The following is a 17,463-nucleotide window of genomic DNA, read 5'->3' as shown; positions in this document are numbered from 1 at the left end:
CTCCTGACACCCTTCTGGGGTCAGCGGCTGGACCGGCCGGACGAGCGCGAGGTGGGGATCTGCGTGAAGGGTCATCCGGATCACCCTTTCCGGGCCGCAGCACCTGCGGGTCGTGGTCGCTGATCTGGTCGTGGAACTCCGCGTTGGTGTGCACGCTGTCGTAGTCGACGTCGCAGCCGCGGCGGATCGCCGGGCTGATCAGGATCTGGTCCAGGACCTGCTGGTTGCCCTGGTAGTCGTAGGTGTAACGCTCGCTCCTGGGCAGCGACTTGATCGCCGACCACAGCTCGCCGTCACCTTCGAGGATCTTCGCGGTGTCGGAGAACTCGAAGTCGTTCATGTCGCCGAGCGCGATGACGTTCGCGTTCTTCTGCACGGACAGGATGTCCTTGACGAACGCGTTCACCGCGGTCGCCTGGGCGTGCCGCTGGATCTCCGAGCTGCGTACCGGCGGCTGGTACTGGGAGGTCAGCCCCTGGTCGCCGCCCTTGGAGTTGAGGTGGTTGGCGATCACGAAGACGGTCTTGCCGCGGAAGGCGAACTCGCCCGCGAGCGGCTTGCGGCTGTTGTTCCAGGCCGCGTTCGCCGGGTCGATCCGGCCCGGGGAGACCGTCAGCTGCGCCTTGCCGTGCACCTTGGTGACGCCGACCGCGGTGGTGGAGTCGCCGCCCGCGCGGTCCACGAAGGACACCCGCTCCGGGTTGAACAGGAACACCTGGCGGATGTTGCCGCCGGGCTCGCCGCCGTCCTGGTCGTTGACCGGGTTGACCGAGCGCCAGTCGTACCTCGGGCCGCCCGCCGCGGCGATCGCGTCGATCAGCTTGGTCACCGTCCGGTCCGCGTCGACGGTGCCGTCGTCCTTGGCACCGTTGTTGTCCTGGATCTCCTCCAGCGACACGATGTCGGGCGACTGGAGGTTGTGCACGATCGCGGAGGCGTGCTGGTCGAAGGTGGCGTCCGACGGGTCGAGGTTCTCCACGTTGTACGTCGCCACCGCCAGCTCGCGGCTCGACTGCTTCCGCGTCGTCTCGCGCTCCAGGCCGCCGCCGTGCAGCGTGCCGAGCTTGCTCGCGACGAGGGTGTAGCCGCCGAACTGGTTGAAGTCCAGCGGGCCGGTGGTGGTGCCCTCCAGCGTGTCACCGACATCCGCCTTCGGGAAGTCGGCGGTGGCGCCCAGCGACTGGATCTGGAGGCGGCCGGCGTTCTGGGAGTCGTAGGAGCCGTAGACCGTGCCGCCGCGGCGGCTGCGGTGCTCCCACGGCTTCACGGTGACCCACAGCTCGCTGTACGGGTCGGTCGCGGTGACCACGCGGGCGTCGGCGACCTGGACGTTCATGCCCTCCAGGGACTCGTAGTAGTCCAGGGCGTACGCCGACGGGTCCAGGGTGAGCCCGTTGATTGAGTTGGCCGCGGCGGCGTCGCCCCGGGGGGCGTACGCGTCCGGCACCGCGTCCTCGTCGACGACGACCGGCGCCGGCACCGGGTTGCCGGTGGAGACGGTGGTGACGGCCGGCTTGGTGATCTCCGTGACCGACTGGTTGCCGGAGGAGGTGCCGCCCGGGACGTACTCCGAGACCGTTCCGGTGACCGTCACCGCGTCGCCGACCGCGACCTTGGGGGCGGAACTGGTGAAGACGAACACGCCCTCGCTGGTGGCCGGGTTGTCGTCCGCGGCCGGGTCCTGGAGCCAGAAGCCCTTGGACGAGCCGTACGTGCGCGTGGCCGTGACGATGCCGGGCACGTCCGTCACCTTCTGCCCGGCGAACGGGGAGATCCGGGTCGTGCCCTGGATGTCGTGGACGCGCACCGAGTCGGCGTGCGCGGGCGTGGGGAGGACAACTATCTGGCTGACCGCCGCCGCGCTGCAGACGGTGGCGACGGTGAGCGCGGCGAGGCGCGCGGAAGACCTGCTCGGCAAGGGATCCCTCCGGGGACGTGACGATGCGCCGGGACGAGGGTGGAACGGGAGCGTGCGGGACTCGTAGCCCTCTGTGACACGCGTAGAGCCGAGTGAACAGTTGTCCCCCCAACTTCTACGCGCGTCAATCTCCTGCCTGGCCCGGGGAGTTGTCAAGGTTTCGGCCAGGTACGGCTGCTTACGGGGAGATGAACCGGGCGGCATGGGTGGAAATCCGTCTAGGCTGAGCGGCTGAGCCCGTTCACGGTCCGAGGAGAACCAGCCGATGTCAGACAGCTCCCCCCTGCCGCCCGTACGGCTGCACCCCGAAGCGGAGCTGGCGCGTGCCGCGCTGTCCACGCCGTTGCTGTCCCGGGCCGCCCGCCTCGCCCGCTGGGCCGGGCCCGACACCCGCGTGGACGCCGGCGGCGAGCTGGCCGAGGAGCAGCTGCCGGCCGCCGCCGAGCTGCTCGGACTGGCCGGCGACGACGCCGCCGCGTACGCGAGCGAGGCCTGGCGGGTCGCGGTGGACACCGGCCTGGTGGAGATCGTGGACGAGGAGGCCGGCACGGTCCGCGCGGGGGAGGAGCTGAAGCTGCTCACCGGCGGCTCCCCGCGGGACGTGCTCACCGTGTGGCTCACCGCCGTGGAGACCGTCCTCGCCGACGCGGCCGTCCCCGATCTGGACGACCTGGTCGACGCGCTCGACGAGGGCGGAGAGGTCGATTTCTCGTCACTCGACTGGGACCCGGGGGCCGAGGCGGCGTTCCTCGACGGCGTCCTCGGCAACCTCTACCTGCTGACCGTCAGTGAGGACGGCGCCGGCGACAGCCCCGTCCCGCTGCCCGCCCTCGCCGCCTCCATGCTCGTGCCCGACGGCATGGGCGAGCCCACCAACGACGTCCTGGAGCAGGTCTCCGACGCCATGATGCGGCTGGACGACCAGTTCCGGGCGCTGGAACCGGTCGGGCTCGTGGCCTACCAGCCGGTGGACGAGGCGCTGATGGCCGACGCCGACGAGGAGCCCGCGGCGCCGGTGGACGACACCGACGTCTCCCGCTACGGCATGGTCCGGCTCACCCCGCTCGGCGTGTACGGGCTGCGGGCGCGGCTGATGGAGGCCGGGTTCGAGGCGCCGGCCGTCGGGGACCTCGCCGACAAGGGCGCGGACGTGCTGCTCGACGGCACCGCCCGGTTCGGCCGGTCCGCCGCCCGGGCGGAGACCGAGCAGTGGCTCGCCCGCCGTGAACCGCTCGCCGCCGCACGGGAGTTGCTGGCGGCGGCCCGCGGCGCGGACGCCGGGGCCCCGCTGCGCCGGCTGCGCTGCCAGCAGGCGCTGTCGCTGGTGGGCGCCGAGGCCGAACCCGCGCTGCGGGAGGTGCTGGACGACCCCGAACTCGGCGGGCTCGCCCGGGTGTGGCTGAGCGAGCGGGGCGCCGCCGGGGTGCCGGCACCGTCCCAGGAGATGGTGTTCTGGCTGACCGTCGACACGCTCGCCGCCCAGCTGGCCGCCGAGGGCAACTCCGAGGAACTGCAGGCCCTGGTGGAGGGCCTGGCCGCCCAGCACAGCGGCTTCTTCGCGGCGGCCTGGCGGGTGGAGCACCCCGCCACGGCCGAGGTGCTGGACGCGATGGGCCGGCTGCACCCGGACAAGAAGGTCGCCAAGGAGGCCCGCAAGGCCGCGTTCAAGGCCCGGTCCCAGCAGGGCGGATGAACCCCCGGACGGACGGCTGACCGGTACGGGGCGTGCGGGGGAGTGGGGGCCGGGCCGGGGCGTGCGGGTGAGCGACGTCGGCGAAACGGTGGCCGTACCGGACCGTGTGGGTGGTGGGTGTCCGGCGTGGCACGTCGTCGGTGCTTGGGGCGGTCATGGGGCGGTGCGTACGGGTTCATGGAACAGGCGCCCCGGCGGTAGTCCGGCGTTCAACTCCCGTTCACGGGTGAGCGGGAGCGTGTGCGCCGAACCGAGGTCCCCCACCCTCCTCAGCACTGCCACCGTCGTCACAGGAGACACCATGTCGCTCACCCGCAGGGACTTCGCCAGGAAATCCGCGATCACCGGTGCCGGTGTCGCCCTGGCGGGCAGCGTCGGCGCCCTCGCCACCGCGCCGAACGCCCTTGCCGCCACGGACACCGAGAGCGCCGAGGCCGAGTCCGCGCACGGGGGCCACCGCGGCGTCGGCTACGGCCCGCTGATCCCCGACCCGGCCGGCATCCTCGCCCTGCCTGCCGGCTTCGAGTACCGCGTCATCACCTACAGCGGCCGCACCAAGCTGGAGTCCGGCGAGTTCACCCCGTCCAACCACGACGGCACCGCCACCTTCGCCGGCCCGCGCGGCACCACCCTGCTCGTCAACAACCACGAGCTGGCCGGCGCCCGCGCCCAGTGGCCGCACCCGGTGCCGCTCACCGAGGGCCTCGTCTACGACCCGGCGGCGGCCGGCGGCTGCACGGTGGTCGAGGTCCGCCGCGGCGGCGAGGTCGCCGAGTGGGTCGGCATCGCCGGCACCGCCACCAACTGCGCCGGCGGCAGCACCCCGTGGGGCACCTGGCTGACCTGCGAGGAGACCGAGGACAAGGCGGGCAAGAACGGCTTCACCAAGGACCACGGCTACGTCTTCGAGGTCGACCCCGAGGACCGCCGCGCCAACCGCGACCCCAAGCCCGTCAAGGCCCTGGGCCGCTACGCCCACGAGGCCGTCGTCGTCGACCCCAAGCGCGGCCACCTCTACCTCACCGAGGACGCCTCGGGCCCCAACGGCCTGTTCTACCGCTGGACCCCGCCGGAGGGCTTCCGCCACGGCCGCGGCAGGCTGCGCACCCTCGCCGACGACGCGGGCGTGCTCCAGGCGTTCAAGTGCTTCGACTCCGGCGGCCAGTTCGTGGACGACCTCTCCCGCGCCACGAAGGCCGGCACCGTGTACGGCGTCGACTGGGTGGACGTCCCCGACCGCGACGCCCGGACCGTCTCGGTGCGCAAGCAGTTCACCGACGGCCAGGTCACCCGCGCCCGCAAGCTGGAGGGCATGTGGTGGGGCGACGGCGGTGTCTACGTCGTCTCCTCCTTCGCCCGCCAGGAGAGCCCGGTCCAGCACGACGGCCAGGTCTGGTTCTACGACCCCAAGCGCCGCACCCTGACCCTGAAGGTGCTGTTCGGCGTCAACCCGGACCCGGCCGCGGACGGCCCCTTCGACGGCCCGGACAACATCACCGTCTCCCCGTACGGCGGCCTGGTCATCGCCGAGGACGGCGAGGGCGTCCAGCACCTGTTCGGCGCCACCGAGAGCGGCCGGACCTACCCGATCGCCCGCAACGAGCTGAACATCGGCACCGCGGAGAAGCCCGAGTACAGCGAGTTCACCGGCGTCACCTTCTCGCCCGACGGCCGGACCCTGTTCGCCAACATCCAGACGCCCGGCATCATGCTCGCCATCACCGGTCCCTGGAAGCGCCAGAAGTGCGACTGACATCCGGGCGGTGATTAATTCGCTCGCCCGTCCCGCGGCTCCCCTCCTAGAGTGATCCTCGTCCAGGTGCGACAGGCAGGACCTACTTCCACTCTTCATGGGGAGGCCGCGGGTTCGAATCCCGCCACCGGCTCCGACAGGCCGGTGTAGCTCAGCGGCAGAGCACCACGTGGTTCCGCCGACCTCGATCTCTGGACACCGAAAACTTCACGCACCTCCCGGTGCGCAGGCTGCGGTTACTTCTCTTCCAAAGAATCCACAACCGCCGCCGACCTGATCTCGGGAGGCGTGGCACATGGTGGGTGTCCGGTGCGCAGGCAGCGGTTACTTCATTGGATCGGGCGGTTGCGGGTTCGAGTCCCGTCACCGACTTCGGGTCGGTGTAGCTCAATCGGCAGAGCACCTGGGTAAAGTCCGCCGCCGACTCCTGACCTCGGACACCCTCCATTTGCCGCGCCTCCCTCCGAAACCCAAGCGAATTCGGGGGAATTCACCATGGCGCGATTCAACACGCGTACCGCGAAGGCGCGGCCGACGTCGGCCGTGACCACCACGGGCCGCACCCTGCGGACCCACGAGGGCGGCCGGGGTCACGAGCGCGACCCGCGCTCGGAGCTGTTCCTGCTGGCCGTGTCCCACTTCCTCGCGGACACCTTCTACGAGAGCGCCGGGGACCGCGACGACCGGTTCACCCGGCTCGTCCGCGACCTCGCCGTCCGCGACCCGGAGTGGACGGCCGGCCTGCTCGGCTGGCTGCGCGGCGAGGGCAACATGCGGACGGCCTCCCTCGTCGGCGCCGCCGAGTACGTGCACGCGCGGCTGGCCGCCGGCGCGACCGGCGGCCCGTCCAACCGGCAGGTCGTGGCCTCCGTGCTGCAGCGCCCGGACGAGCCCGGCGAACTGCTCGCCTACTGGACGTCGGCGCACGGCCGCGCGGTCCCCAAGCCCGTCAAGCGCGGCATCGCCGACGCCGTACGACGGCTCTACCACGTCCGTTCGCTGCTCAAGTACGACACCGCGTCCAAGGGCTACCGCTTCGGCGACGTCCTCAACCTGGTGCACGCCTCGCCGGACCCGGACAAGCCGTGGCAGGGCGACCTGTTCGGTTACGCGCTCGACCGGCGGCACCACCCGGACACCGCCGTGCCGCCCGCGTCGCTCCCCGCGCTCACCTCGCACCGCGAGCTGATGGCGCTGCCCGTCGAGCAGCGGCGGGCGGTCGTCACCTCGCCCGACGGCGCCGAGCGGCTGGCCGCGGCCGGCATCACCTGGGAGGCGCTGGCCGGCTGGCTCCAGGGGCCGATGGACAAGGCGGCCTGGGAGGCCGTGATTCCGTCCATGGGCCCGATGGCGCTGGTCCGCAACCTGCGCAACTTCGACGAGGCCGGGGTGTCGGACGAGGTCGCCGCCCGGGTCGCGGCGCGGATCAGCGATCCGCACGAGGTGCGCCGTTCGCGGCAGTTCCCGTTCCGCTACCTGGCCGCCTACCAGCACGCGTCCTCGCTGCGCTGGTCCTACCCGCTGGAGCAGGCGCTCGGCCACTCGCTGGCCAACGTGCCCGCGCTGCCGGGCCGCACCCTCGTGCTGGTCGACCGTTCCGGTTCCATGTTCTGGTCGCGGGTGTCCGAGCGGTCCCGGCTCAGCCGTGCCGACGCGGCGGCGGTCTTCGGCACCGCCCTCGCACTGCGGGCGGCGGACGCCGATCTGGTGCAGTTCGGCTCCACCAGCGAGAAGGTCACGTTCCGCAAGGGCGAGTCGGTGCTGAAGGTCCTGGAGCGCTTCGGCGACCTGGGCGGCACCGACACCACCGAGGCGGTGCGCCGGCACTACGAGCGGCACGACCGGGTGCTGATCGTCACCGACGAGCAGTACGCCCCGAACCGGCACGGCGACCCGACCTCCCTGATCCCGGCCGACATCCCGGTCTACACCTGGAACCTGGAGGGCTACCGGGCGGGCCACGGCCCGTCGGGAACCGGGAACCGGCACACCTTCGGCGGGCTGTCCGACAGCGCGTTCCGCATGGTCCCGCTGCTGGAGAGCGGCCGGGACGGGAACTGGCCCTGGCTCGTCTGAGGAGCTCGCCGCGGCGTACGCCTACGATACGGAGAGGGTCCCCGGTCGGCGAGGAGTGGGTGGATGACGCAGGGCAGGCCCATGCGCGCGGACGCTCGGCGCAACTACGAGCGGCTGCTGAAGGTGGCGGCGGAGGCCTTCGCCGAGCATGGGGAGAACGCGTCGCTCGACGACATCGCCAAGCGGGCGGGCGTCGGCTCCGGCACGCTGTACCGGCACTTCCCGACCCGGCGGGCGCTGCTGGAGGCGGCGTACGTGGACCGGATCGAGGCGCTCGGGGCGCGTGCCGACGAGCTGGCCGCTCGGCTGCCGCCGGGCGAGGCGCTCATGGAGTGGCTGTACGAGCTGGCGGTCCGCACGCTTCAGGTGCGGGGCATGAGGGCGCTGCTCGGCTCGGCGGTGACGCACGACGGCGGGGCGGCCGCGCTGACGGTGTGCGGGACCGTGGTGAAGGGGGCGGTGGAGCGGCTGGTGGTGGCGGCGCAGGCGGAGGGGACGCTGCGCCGGGACCTGGAGCCGGTCGAGGTGCTGCGGTTGGCCCACGGGGTGGCGACGGCGGCGGAGTCGGCGGGGGCGGGCGACCGGGAGATCCGGCGCTACCTGACACTCCTGGCGGAGGGCCTCGGCTGCTCCGGCTGAGGCGCTGTCCGGTGCCGGCCGGGGGCGGGGGTGCGCTGGCCCGGCCGGGGGTGCGCTCGCCCGTGCCGCCCCCGGCCGCCGCGGGTGCTCGTGGCCGTCGTTACAGGGCCCGGGCGCCCGGTTCCGTCATGTTGCGGACCGTGCGGGCCTTGACGAAGGAGCCCAGGGCCGTCATGTCCCACTCGCCGGAGAACTGGCGGACGAGCTTGGCCATCAGGACGCCGGTCTGAGGCTCGGCGCCGGTGAGGTCGAAGCGGACCAGTTCCTCGTCGGTGGCCGCGTCGACCAGGCGGCAGTAGGCCTTGGCGACCTCCGTGAACTTCTGGCCGGAGAAGGAGTTGACCGTGAAGACCAGGCCGGTGACCTCCTGCGGGAGCCGGCCGAGGTCGACCACGATCACCTCGTCGTCGCCGCCGCCCTCACCGGTGAGGTTGTCGCCGGAGTGCTTGACCGCGCCGTTCAGGATCGTCAGCTTGCCGAAGTAGCAGCTGTCGATGTGGTTGCGCTGCGGGCCGTAGGCGATGACCGAGGCGTCCAGGTCGATGTCCCTGCCCCGGAACGCCGGCTCCCAGCCGAGCCCCATCCGCACCTGGGAGAGCAGCGGCCGGCCGCCCTTGACGAGGGACACGGTCTGGTTCTTCTGCAGGCTGACCCGGCCCTTGTCCAGGTTGATCTTCCCGGCGCCCGGCGCGGGAGCGGCCGGCGGCGCCGTCGGCCGCGGCGGAACGGCGGGCGCGGCGGCCGGCTGCGGCGGGACCGCGGGGGGCGCGGGGGCCACCGGCGCGGCCGGGGCCGCGGCCGGCTCCTCCACCGTCACGCCGAAGTCGGTCGCGATCCCCGCGAGCCCGTCGGCGTACCCCTGCCCGACGGCCCGGGCCTTCCACTGTCCTGCCCGGCGGTAGATCTCCACGACCACCAGCGCGGTCTCCGTGCCGAGCTGCGGCGGGGTGAACGTCGCCAGCACGGCCCCGCCGTCCGCGTCCCGGATCGTGGCCGTCGGCTCGATGCCCTGGAAGGTCTGGCCGGCCGCGTCCGGGCTGGCCGTGACGACGATCTTCTCGATCTCCGGCGGCACGGCGGCGGTGTCCACCGTGACCGCGTCCGGGGCCGCACCGCCCCCCGACCGGTAGGTCACGCCGGGGCCGCTCGGCTGGTTGTAGAAGATGAAGTCGTCGTCGGAGCGCACCTTGCCGTCGCCGGTGAGCAGCAGGCCCGACACGTCGAGCCGCACCGGGGCGGAGACGTCCACCGTCACGCGCGCGGCCGAGAGAGGGATGTTCGAGCCAGGGGTCATAGCTGTCATGCCGGGTGAACGAACGACACCGCTTTACCGTTCCCTTACCAGGCGAACGAGTCCCCCCACCCGCCGAACGGCCTACGGCACCACCACGATCTTCCGCCCCACCCCCGCCGCGAACTGCTCCAGCGCCTGCGGGTACCGCTCCAGCGGGAGCCGGTCGCTGATGAAGACGCCCGGGTCCAGCACCCCGTTCGCGAACAGCTCCGCCGCCCGCTCGAAGCTGTGCAGCACCGCCATGGACCCGGTGATCGTGATCTCCTGGTTGTAGATCCGGTACGGGTCGATCGTCACCCGCGTCGCGTAGTCGGCCACCCCGAACTGCAGGAACGTACCCGCCTTGGCCACCCGGTCCAGGCCGTCCTGGATCGCCGCCGCGTTGCCGGTGGCGTCCACCACCACGTCCCAGCCCTGCGGCCGGTCCAGTTCGTCCGCGCTGCCCGCCGCGCCCGACACGCCGAGTAGGCGGGCCGTCTCCAGACGGGCCGGGTTCACGTCGACCACGTCCACGCTCGCCGCGCCGGTCCGCTTGGCCAGCTCCAGCATCATCAGGCCCATGGTGCCGGAGCCGTAGATCAGCACGTGCGCGCCGAGGCGGGCGCGCAGCACGTCGTAGCCGCGCACCGCGCAGGACAGCGGCTCCACCAGGGCCGCGTCCTCGGTGCGCACGTGCTCGGGCAGCTTCACGCAGTTGGCGACCGGGGCGAGCGCGTACCGCGCCGCGCCGCCCGCCGTCGTCACGCCGATCGCGGCCCACCGCTCGCACAGGTTGTTGTGGCCGGTGCGGCAGTACCGGCACTCGTGGCAGTACAGGGACGGGTCGACGGCCACCCGGTCGCCGACGGCCACCTCGGTGACCTGCGTGCCGACCCCGACGACCTCGCCCGCGAACTCGTGCCCGGGCACGATCGGCAGTTTGGGCGCGAACTCGCCCTGGAGGATGTGCAGATCCGTGCCGCACAGCCCGCAGGCCGCCACTTCGACGACGACCTCGCGCGGGCCCGGCGTCGGGTCCGGGACCTCGGTGACGACGGCACGGCCCACGGACTCGATGACGGCGGCCTTCATTTCACGGCTCCCAACGACAGGCCCTGGACCAGCTTGTCCTGGGCGGCGAACCCCGCGGCGAGCACCGGCAGGGAGATGACGAGCGACGCGGCGCACACCTTGGCCAGGAACAGGCCCTGGCTGGTGATGAAGCCGGTCAGGAAGACGGGGGCGGTCTCGGCGACCACGCCCGTCAGGACTCGGGCGAAGAGCAGTTCGTTCCAGCTGAAGATGAAGCAGATCAGGGCGGTGGCCGCGATGCCGGGCAGGGCGATCGGGGCGACCACGCGCGCGAGGACCGTCGGCAGCCGGGCGCCGTCCACCCGTGCCGCCTCGATGACGGCGACCGGCACCTCGGCGAGGAACGACTGCATCATCCACACCGCGATCGGCAGGTTCATGGAGGTGTAGAGGACGACCAGCAGCCAGATGTTGTCGAGCGTCCCGGTGTTCCTGGCGAACAGGTAGATCGGCAGCAGGCCCGCCACGGCCGGCAGCATCTTCGTGGAGAGGAAGAAGAACAGGACGTCCGTCCACTTCCTCACCGGCCGGATCGACAGCGCGTAGGCGGCCGGCAGGGCCAGCACGAGGACGAGCAGGGTCGAGGCGACCGACGCCACCGCGGAGTTGACCAGCGCGGGCCAGGGGCTCGCCCCGCCGCCGGTGCCGAAGAACTCGCGGTAGCCGTCGAGGGTCAGGGAGGCGGTGAAGGACGGCGGGTTCGTCGCCGCGTCCGCCTCGGAGTGGAAGGACGTCAGGGCCATCCAGGCGATGGGCAGGAAGAAGACGATGCCGGCCAGCCAGGCCACCAGGCCGAGCCCGCCCCGGCGCAGCGCGTTCATGCGCGGGACACCTCCTCGCGGAACAGGGACGACACCACGCGCAGGGCGAAGGTCGCGATGACGATCGAGCCGATGACCACCAGGACGCCGGCGGCCGAGGCCAGGCCGTTCTCGTGGGCCTGGTAGAAGCTCTGGTAGACGGTGTACGGCAGGTTGGCGGTGCCCAGGCCGCCGGACGTGATCGTGAAGACCGCGTCGAAGTTCTGGACGATGTAGATCGAGCCCAGCAGCGCGCCCAGTTCCAGGTAGCGGCGCAGGTGGGGCAGGGTCAGGTGGCGGAAGATCTGCCAGTCGCTCGCGCCGTCGACCCGGGCGGCCTCGATCTGCTGCTGGTCCCGGCTCTGCAGTCCGGCCAGCAGGATCAGCATCATGAACGGGGTCCACTGCCACACCAGGGAGGCCTCGACCGCGAGCAGCGGGGTGCGCGAGACCCAGTCCGGCTGTGGGCCGCCCACATAGTGCAGCAAGCCGTTCAACAGGCCGTACTCAGGGTTGTAGAGCACATGCTTCCAGAGCAGGGCCGCGGCCACCGGCACCACCAGGAAGGGCGCGATGAGCAGGGTGCGGACGATGCCCCGGCCGCGGAACCGCCGGTCCAGCAGCAGCGCCAGCGCGAGGCCCAGGACCAGGCTGGCGAGCACCACCGCCGCGGTGAGCAGCACGGTCGTCCACACCGAGTGGCGCAGGTCCGCGTCGGTCAGTACCTGGCGGTAGTTGTCCAGGCCGGTGAAGTGGCGCGCCTTGGGGTACAGGGCGTTCCAGTCGAAGAAGGAGATCACCAGGGTGGCCACGAACGGCAGCTGGGTCACCACGATCATGAAGACGAGGGCGGGCAGCAGCGGGGCCCGGGTGGCCCAGGCGCGCAGCCGGGCCGAGGGCTGTCCGACCGTCCGTTCGGGAGTGGCCGTGTAGGGGGCCGTCGTCGTCGCTGTCATCGTCCCTCGTACTCCTCGGAGATCTTCTCGGCGAGCGCCTGCGACTTCTTCAGGGCCGAGTCGACGGACTGGCGCCCGGCGATGGCCGCGCTGATCTCCTGGGAGACCCGGGTGCCGAGGTCGGTGAACTCGGGGATGCCGACGAACTGGATGCCGGGCGCGGGCCGCGGCTGCACGCCGGGGTCGTTCGGCCGGGCGCTCTCGATGGCCTCCTTGGTCATCTCCTGGAACGCGGCGGCCGACCTGCGGTAGTCGGCGTTGGTGTACGTCGACGCGCGCTTGCCCGCGGGGACGTTCGACCAGCCGCTCGTCTCACCGACCAGCTGTTCGTAGCCCTTGCCCGACGCCCAGGAGACGAACTTCCAGGCCTTGTCGGGGTTGCGGGAGGCGTGCTGGATGCCCCAGGCCCAGGTGTAGAGCCAGCCGGAGGATTCGGTGCGCTCGACGGGGGCCGGGGCGTAGCCGAGCCTGCCCTTGACCGGGGAGCCGGCCGCCTCCAGCAGCCCGGCCGCGGAGGTGGCGTCGTACCACATGGCGACCTTGCCCTGGGTCATGTTGTTCAGGCACTCGGCGAAGCCGGACTGGGCGGCGCCGGACTCGCCGTGCTCGCGGACCAGGCCGACGTAGAACTTCGTCGCCTTCTCGAAGGCCGGGGAGTCCAGCCGCGCCTTCCAGTCCTTGTCGAACCAGGTGCCGCCGAAGGTGTTCACGACCGTCGTGAGCGGTGCCATCAGCTCGCCCCAGCCGGGCAGCCCGCGCAGGCAGATGCCCCGCATGCCGGGCCGGGCGCCGTCCGCCTTCGCGGCCAGGTCGGCGACCTGCTGCCAGGTGGGCCGGTCGGGCATGGTCAGGCCCTTCGCCGCGAACACGTCCTTGCGGTACATCAGGAAGGACGACTCGCCGTAGAACGGCTGCCCGTAGAGCTTGCCGTCGTCGCCGGTGAGGGACTGGCGCATCGGTTTCAGCACGTCCCGCTCGTCGTACGACGGGTCCTTCGCCACGTACGAGTCCATCTCGTGCAGCCAGCCGTTGCGGGCGTAGATCGGTATCTCGTAGTTGGACAGGGTGGCCACGTCGTACTGGCCGGCCTGGTTGGCGAAGTCCTGGCTGATCTTGTCGCGGACGTCGTTCTCGGGCAGGACCGTGAAGTTGACCTTGATGCCGGTGTCCTTGGTGAAGTGGGCGGCGGTCAGCTTCTGCAGCTCGGTCATCTGGGGGTTGTTGACCATCAGCACGTTGATGGAGTCGCCGCCGGAACCGGTCCCGCCGGCGCCGGCCCAGCAGCCGGAGAGCAGCGGGGCGAGCAGCGTCCCTGCGGCGGCCAGGGCGAGCGTGGCTCGCGGCCTCCGTCGGCTCGGGGTGCGCATGGATCGCTCCTGGAGGTATGGGGAGTACGGGGACATAAGGGGCGCTCGGAGGTGTGGAACGCCCCGCGGAGGAGGGCGAGTGGGACGATCAGACCCGGATGACCTGCGGGCCCAGCAGGGAGTAGCGGTGGGCCTCGGCGGCCGGGAGCAGGGTGCTGGTCACGATCGCCTCCAGCGCGCCGATCTCGGCGAACCGGCAGAAGCTGACCGCGCCGAACTTGGTGTGCACCCCGGCGAAGACCGTGCGGCGGGCGGCCCGGACGGCCTGCGCCTTGACCTCGCTGACGGCCGGGTCGGGGGTGGTCAGGCCGTGCTCGCGGGAGATGCCGTTGGCCCCGATGTAGGCCAGGTCGATCACGAACCCGGCCAGCATCTTCGTCGTCCAGTGGTCGACGGTGGCCAGGGTGCCCGGGCGGACCCGGCCGCCGAGCAGCAGGACGGAGACGTGGTCCGCCTCCGCCAGCGCGCCCGCGACCGGCAGGGACGCGGTGACCACGGTCAGCGGCCGGTCCCTGGGCAGTGCCTCGGCGATGAGCTGCGGGGTGAAGCCCTCGTCGACGAAGACGGTCTCGGCGTCCCCGAGCAGCTCGGCCGCCGCGGCGGCGATCCGGCGCTTCTCGGGCACGTGGCTGGTGGCACGGAAGGCGAGCGTCGTCTCGAAGCCGGCGCTCTCCACCGGGTAGGCGCCGCCGTGGGTGCGGCGGACCAGGCCGTGGTCCTCCAGGGCGCGCAGGTCGCGCCGGACGGTCTCCTTGGCCACGCCCAGTGCCGCGGCGAGTGCGGTGACGTCCACCGAGCCGGTGGCGCGGGCGGCCCGCACGATCTCGCGCTGGCGTTCTTCCGCCGTCCTGGTGGTCATGTCGTCACCCACTTCCCTGTGGCACTGCCCGTTCGGGCCCATGGGGGAAGTTCTACCGCCGGTGCGCGCCGCTGACCAGGCCTGTTGCGGGCCCGCTTGTGCCCGCTTGCACCCGCTTCGCGGGGGCCGTGCCCGGCGCGGACCTGCGCGGCTGCCGGCGGCCGGGTGGGATCGGGCACCGCGGATGCCCGGACGCGGCGGCGGGCGGGCCCGTTCGGTGCCCGCCCGCGCGCGTGGACGATCGTTTCCGGCCGCCGGGAGACGTCCGGGGCCGGCGGAGGGGTCAGTACGGCCAGAGGGGCGGGTCGGTCACGAAGTGCCCGCCCAGGTGGCTGTGGGCCGGGTTCTCCGGGTCCAGCTCGCCCTGCTCGGCGATGAGCTTCCCGGCGTACGGCTCGGAGTCGTCCTGGGGGTCGTAGCCGAGCGCCCGCGCGGATGCCAGGTCCCACCACAGGCGGGTGTTGGCGGAGGAGCCGTAGACGACCGTGTGGGCGACCTCCTCGGCGGTCAGGGCCGCGTGGAAGAGGCGGGCGCCGTCGGCCGGGCTCATCCACACCGAGAGCATGCGGACGCTGGTCGGCTCCGGGAAGCAGGAGCCGATGCGCACGGAGACGGTCTCCAGGCCGTGCTTGTCCCAGTAGAGCTGGGCCAGGTCCTCGCCGAAGGACTTCGACAGGCCGTAGAAGGTGTCCGGGCGGCGCGGGGTGTCGACGGGGATCGGCGGCTCGCCCGCGCGCGGGGCCGGGGTGAAGCCCACGGCGTGGTTGGAGGAGGCGAAGACGATCCGCGGCACGCCCTCCTGGCGGGCGGCCTCGTACAGGTGGTAGGTGCCCTCGATGTTCGACTTCAGGATCTTCTCGAAGGGTGCCTCCAGGGAGATCCCCGCCAGGTGCAGGACCGCGTCCACGCCCCGTACGGCCTCGCGCACCGCCTCCCGGTCGCCGAGGTCCGCGACGATCGCGTCCGGCTCGCCCTCGACGGGCCGCATGTCGAACAGGCGCAGGGTGTAGCCGTACTCCGGCAGCAGGGACCGCATCAGGGTGCCGAGCCCGCCGGCGGCGCCGGTGAGCAGGATCGTGCGGGGAGCAGGCATCCTTCGATCTCCTTGAGGTCCTCGACGGCCGCATGCGTGGACAGTATTCACATGCGTGGACACGCTAGGGAGCCGCCGCACGCCTCGTCAAGTGTGCCCTGACACGCGGAAATCCGCTGCTGTGTTGCCCCTTCGCGCGCTTGACCCGCTCCGATGGCGGCCCGTAGCGTGAAGTCGTTCAGAGATATAGACGCCGATCAGAAGCATGCACCGACAGGGAGCGCCCGTGACGCCAGCCCCTCTCGCCGCCCGGCTCCGCGACCCGAGCGGGCCGCTCTTCTTCCCCGTCACGGCCTACGGCCCCGACGGCTCACTCGACCTGGACGTCTACCGCACCCATGTGCGCCAAGGTGTCGCGGCCGGTGCCGCCGCCGTCTTCGCCTGCTGCGGCACCGGGGAGTTCCACGCGCTGCTGCCCGAGGAGTTCGAGGCCTCGGTCCGGGTGGCCGTCGAGGCGGCCGAGGGGCGCGTCCCGGTCCTCGCGGGCGCCGGCTACGGTACCGCGCTCGCCGTCCGCTACGCCCGCCTCGCCGCGGACGCGGGCGCCGACGGCCTCCTCGCCATGCCGCCGTACCTCGTGCAGGCCGGCCAGGAGGGCCTGCTGCGGCACTACCGGCAGGTCGCCTCGGCCACCGTCCTGCCGGTGATCGTCTACCAGCGCGACAACGCCGTCTTCACCCCGCGGACCGTGGTCGGACTGGCCCGCACCGAGGGCGTCATCGGCCTCAAGGACGGCCTCGGGGACCTCGATCTCATGCAGCGCGTCGTCAGCGCCGTCCGCACCGAGGTCCCCGGCGACTTCCTCTACTTCAACGGGCTGCCCACCGCCGAGCAGACCCAGCTCGCCTACCGCGCCCTCGGCATCACCCTGTACTCCTCGGCGGTGTTCTGCTTCGTGCCGGAGATCGCGCTCGCCTTCCACCGCGCCCTGGAGACCGGCGACCTGCCCGTAGCGCACCGCCTCCTGGACGGCTTCTACCGGCCGTTCGTGGAACTGCGCGCCCAGGGCCGCGGATACGCCGTCTCCCTCGTGAAGGCCGGGGTGCGGCTGCGCGGCCTGGACGTCGGCGAGGTCCGGCCCCCGCTGCACGAGCCGGCCGAGGAGCACGTCAAACAGCTCGCCCAGCTGATCGAGCGCGGCCACGCCCTGCTGGAGGAGGACGCGTGAAGGCATCGGCTTTCGTCTACCCCTGGGACGTCAACGGCGACCCCGAGGCCCCCGCACGCATCGCCGGACTCGGCGTCGAACAGGTCACCCTCGCCGCCGCCTACCATTCCACGCGCGCGCTGACCCCGCGCCACCCCCGCCACCGCATCGTCACCGCCGAGTACGCGGCCGTGCTCTACCCGCCGGGCGACCGCTGGGCGGGCCGCGGCCTGCGGCCCTACCCCGCCGGTCGCTGGGCCCCCGGCAACGCCTACGGCGAGGCCGCCGAAGCGCTCGCCGCGGCCGGCCTGGAGGTGCACACCTGGGTCGTCCTCGCCCACAACTCCCGCCTGGGCGCCGAACACCCGGACACCTCGGTCGTCAACGCCTACGGCGACCGCTACCCGTGGGCGCCCTGCATCGCCCAGCCCGCCACCCGCGCGTACCTGGTGGACCTGGCCGCCGAGGCCGCCGTACGCCCCGGCGCGCACGGCACCGAACTGGAGTCCCTCGGCTGGTACGGGCTCCAGCACCTGCACGCCCACGACAAGACGGCCGGTGTCGGTCTCGGGGACGCCGGGCAGTACCTGATGTCCCTGTGCTTCTGCCCGTCCTGCCGGGCCGGCTACGGCGCGCAGGGCCTGGACGCCGACGCGCTGGCCGCGGCCGTGCGCGAGGCGCTGGAACCGCTGTGGCGGGGCGCGGGCGGCGACGAGGGCTGGCCGACGGTGGAGAAGCTGCTCGGGGAGGACACCGCGGCCGCCACGCGCGCGTGGCGGGACACCACCGCCCGCACC

Annotated in this window: 13 protein-coding genes and 1 pseudogene; 6 read left to right on the top strand and 8 right to left on the bottom strand. The window is 72.4% G+C overall.

The annotated features are described in order from the left end of the window. Positions 1 to 91 precede the first annotated feature (91 nt). A pseudogene (locus ABZ923_RS37525) lies at positions 92 to 1,918 on the bottom strand (endonuclease/exonuclease/phosphatase family protein); the annotation flags it as partial. 265 nt (positions 1,919 to 2,183) lie between these two features. On the opposite strand from ABZ923_RS37525, the gene ABZ923_RS37520 reads away from it, so the two are divergent. The 4 genes from ABZ923_RS37520 (at position 2,184) to ABZ923_RS37505 (ending at position 8,079) form a co-directional block, all read left to right on the top strand. Continuing rightward, positions 2,184 to 3,611 (top strand): hypothetical protein, encoded by a 1,428-nt coding sequence (locus ABZ923_RS37520; RefSeq protein ID WP_361481589.1) that lies wholly within the window; start codon positions 2,184 to 2,186, stop codon positions 3,609 to 3,611. A 301-nt stretch (positions 3,612 to 3,912) separates the two neighbouring features. Beyond that, entirely contained in the window at positions 3,913 to 5,364 is a 1,452-nt protein-coding gene (locus tag ABZ923_RS37515; protein ID WP_361481586.1) for a PhoX family protein, read from the top strand. Positions 5,365 to 5,859: 495 nt separating this feature from the next. Then, positions 5,860 to 7,440 carry a TROVE domain-containing protein gene (locus ABZ923_RS37510; RefSeq protein ID WP_361481583.1) on the top strand — a complete coding sequence of 527 codons (1,581 nt, stop codon included), beginning with the start codon at positions 5,860 to 5,862 and terminating at the stop codon, positions 7,438 to 7,440. 63 nt (positions 7,441 to 7,503) lie between these two features. Next, positions 7,504 to 8,079, top strand: a complete 576-nt coding sequence (locus ABZ923_RS37505; RefSeq protein ID WP_361481580.1) for a helix-turn-helix domain-containing protein — start codon at positions 7,504 to 7,506, stop codon at positions 8,077 to 8,079. Positions 8,080 to 8,179: 100 nt separating this feature from the next. Here ABZ923_RS37505 and ABZ923_RS37500 read toward each other — a convergent pair whose 3' ends face one another. From ABZ923_RS37500 to ABZ923_RS37470, 7 genes are all read right to left on the bottom strand, one after another. After that, a complete protein-coding gene (locus ABZ923_RS37500; protein WP_361481577.1) occupies positions 8,180 to 9,373 on the bottom strand; it encodes a TerD family protein in 1,194 nt (397 codons plus the stop codon). A gap of 81 nt (positions 9,374 to 9,454) precedes the next feature. After that, the gene (locus tag ABZ923_RS37495; protein ID WP_361481574.1) at positions 9,455 to 10,444 is read right to left on the bottom strand and encodes a zinc-dependent alcohol dehydrogenase family protein; all 990 of its coding nucleotides are present in this window, start codon (positions 10,442 to 10,444) and stop codon (positions 9,455 to 9,457) included. Then, positions 10,441 to 11,265, bottom strand: coding sequence for a carbohydrate ABC transporter permease (locus ABZ923_RS37490; RefSeq protein WP_361481571.1), 825 nt, complete (start codon positions 11,263 to 11,265; stop codon positions 10,441 to 10,443). Before ABZ923_RS37490 ends, ABZ923_RS37495 begins: the two co-directional genes overlap by 4 nt. Continuing rightward, positions 11,262 to 12,200: a sugar ABC transporter permease gene (locus tag ABZ923_RS37485; RefSeq protein WP_361481569.1), complete on the bottom strand. Its 939-nt coding sequence runs from the start codon at positions 12,198 to 12,200 to the stop codon at positions 11,262 to 11,264. The genes ABZ923_RS37490 and ABZ923_RS37485 overlap by 4 nt, the downstream gene beginning before the upstream one ends. Further along, a complete protein-coding gene (locus tag ABZ923_RS37480; protein WP_361481566.1) occupies positions 12,197 to 13,567 on the bottom strand; it encodes a sugar ABC transporter substrate-binding protein in 1,371 nt (456 codons plus the stop codon). Before ABZ923_RS37480 ends, ABZ923_RS37485 begins: the two co-directional genes overlap by 4 nt. 88 nt (positions 13,568 to 13,655) lie before the next feature. Beyond that, on the bottom strand, positions 13,656 to 14,426 hold the full coding sequence (locus tag ABZ923_RS37475; RefSeq protein WP_361481563.1) for a DeoR/GlpR family DNA-binding transcription regulator: 771 nt from the start codon (positions 14,424 to 14,426) through the stop codon (positions 13,656 to 13,658). Between the two features lie 283 nt (positions 14,427 to 14,709). Then, positions 14,710 to 15,519 (bottom strand): NAD(P)-dependent oxidoreductase, encoded by an 810-nt coding sequence (locus ABZ923_RS37470; protein WP_361481561.1) that lies wholly within the window; start codon positions 15,517 to 15,519, stop codon positions 14,710 to 14,712. 226 nt (positions 15,520 to 15,745) lie between these two features. Here ABZ923_RS37470 and ABZ923_RS37465 point away from each other — a divergent pair, with 226 nt between their 5' ends. After that, on the top strand, positions 15,746 to 16,687 hold the full coding sequence (locus ABZ923_RS37465) for a 5-dehydro-4-deoxyglucarate dehydratase (RefSeq protein ID WP_361481558.1): 942 nt from the start codon (positions 15,746 to 15,748) through the stop codon (positions 16,685 to 16,687). Beyond that, on the top strand, positions 16,684 to 17,463 hold a 780-nt coding region (locus tag ABZ923_RS37460; protein WP_361481555.1), incomplete at its 3' end, for a hypothetical protein. The genes ABZ923_RS37465 and ABZ923_RS37460, both read left to right, overlap by 4 nt.

This window comes from Streptomyces sp. NPDC046881, from assembly GCF_040645015.1.
Classification (GTDB): Bacteria; Actinomycetota; Actinomycetes; order Streptomycetales; family Streptomycetaceae; genus Streptomyces.
The sequence above is the reverse complement of the archived record's forward strand: the minus strand, read 5'-3'. Positions and strand labels throughout refer to the sequence as shown.